The organism is Mesorhizobium sp. B1-1-5 (assembly GCF_006443065.1).
Classification (GTDB): Bacteria; Pseudomonadota; Alphaproteobacteria; order Rhizobiales; family Rhizobiaceae; genus Mesorhizobium.
In genome coordinates, this window is the sequence record NZ_VFWS01000590.1 from 1 (window position 1) to 1,102 (window position 1,102).

General features: G+C 65.4%; 2 protein-coding genes. Both read left to right on the forward strand.

Features of this window, described 5'->3' with window-relative positions; translation table 11 throughout:
- A partial coding sequence (locus tag FJ980_RS33560) for a tetratricopeptide repeat protein (RefSeq protein WP_348640678.1) occupies window positions 1–181 on the forward strand: 181 nt, incomplete at its 5' end.
- Between the two features lie 198 nt (window positions 182–379).
- Entirely contained in the window at window positions 380–901 is a 522-nt protein-coding gene (locus tag FJ980_RS33565) for a DoxX family protein (protein ID WP_140547659.1), read from the forward strand.
- The last annotated feature ends 201 nt before the right edge of the window (window positions 902–1,102 follow it).

Consider the following 1,102-nt stretch of genomic DNA (forward strand, 5'->3'; position numbering starts at 1 on the left):
GGCGCTGGAGCTTCAGCCCGACCACAAGGCCGCGCATGAATATCTGGGCGAGCTCTATGTCGAGACCGGCGACATGGACAAGGCCAAGGAGCAGCTGGCCTCCCTGGAGAAGCTGTGCCCGGCCGGGTGCGACGAGCTTTCCGACCTGCGGCAGGCCATCGACACCAGGGTGACGAAGTAAGACCTTTCCTCCCCCTCCACGGCGAAGCCGAGACGGAAGGGGGCGTTGGCCCCGAGCTCGCCCCTTCGTCCACCACGGCTGGGCGCTCGTGGCTGGCGCGCTTTGCCGGAGCCGGCATCCTCTCCCTCGCGCCGGCTCCGGCCTTTTCAACATCAGGCGCTTGGCGCCTGCCCGTGCCAAAAAGATCGGAGGCTGACCATGACATTGACCGAACGCTCCGCGAAGCTGCAGGGTCTTGCCGCTAAATACCACCCGGGGGACGTGGGCCTGCTTGCCGGCCGCCTGCTTCTGTCTCTCATCTTTTTGCATGAGGGCGCCACGCTGGCCGCCCATTTCAATGCCGCCGCCAGGGCCATGGCAGCGCTTGGTGTCAACCTGCCGCTGTTTGTCGCCACCGTCGCGTTGCAACTGGGCGCAGGGCTCTCCCTCGCGTCAGGCCTGCTGACGCGGCTTGGCGCCATCGCGCTCGGCCTGTTCTGTTTGGCAACGGCCATGCTGTTCCACACCAATTTCGGCAGCCAGAACGAACTGCTGCATTTCGAAAAGGACCTGGCGATATCGGGCGGCATGTTCGTGCTGGCCGTTGCGGGCGCCGGCAGGGTCTCGCTGGACCGGCTGTTGGCGCTCCATCTGCGGCAGCGCCAGCGCGGCGAGGACATGCCGGCCGCGTTACCCACAGCGGAGAACCAATTGCCAGTGGACGTGAAGCAGCTGGTTTGAACGGCGCCGCCTTCGCATTCGCCCAGCGGAGCGCCGCGCCTATTTCCCGCGCTTTGCTGGAACCAGCCTTGACCCCCCCGCATTGCTTTAGCAGGGGCTCAAGGAGCGCGGCGTGAAAGCATTGTTGGGACCGGGCTGCGGTTTCGTTTTGACCCTTGCGGTGTTCGGTAGCGGTCTAGCCTTCGCCGTCTGGCTAATCAC